A 439-nucleotide genomic window follows, 5' to 3' on the forward strand; every position below is an offset into this window, starting at 1 on the left:
TGCTCCATCCGCGCCAGCCGCAAAGTCGAACGAGCCACTGATCGTCGTGCCTTCCGAGACGTTCCCACCGGCTTCGCTCGACGCCAAAGGTACGTCGTCGGAGACGGAGACCGAGACAGTGCCTTCGGCCGTATCGCCATCGGTATCGGCAGCGATCACCTTGACCAAGCCGAGGCTTGCGAGGTCGTCGGCATTGATGCCGGGGTGGCTGGCATAGTTGTCGTTCAGCGTGGCCGTCACCGTCGCGCTGTCGCCGTTGCGCACCAGGTCGAGCGTGACGATCGCCACACCGCCGGCGCGGCCGATGATCTGCGTGTCGGAGACGCGATCCCAGGTCAATCCGCCCGTCAGGCCGCTGGTGTTGCCGAACACGATCGTCGCGATCGCATCCGAACCGGCCGTAAAGCCGATCGTGCCGCTGCTCGTGTCCGAACCGGCC

At 65.8% G+C, this 439-nt stretch carries 1 protein-coding gene; it reads right to left on the minus strand.

Annotation, left to right across the window (positions count from 1 at the left end):
• The coding region (locus ACTJKM_RS36075) for a hypothetical protein (protein ID WP_440661897.1) at positions 1–439 on the minus strand (439 nt) is incomplete at both ends.

Origin of the sequence: Ensifer sp. 22460 (assembly GCF_052044935.1) — a bacterium.
In the GTDB taxonomy this organism is placed as follows: Bacteria; Pseudomonadota; Alphaproteobacteria; order Rhizobiales; family Rhizobiaceae; genus Ensifer.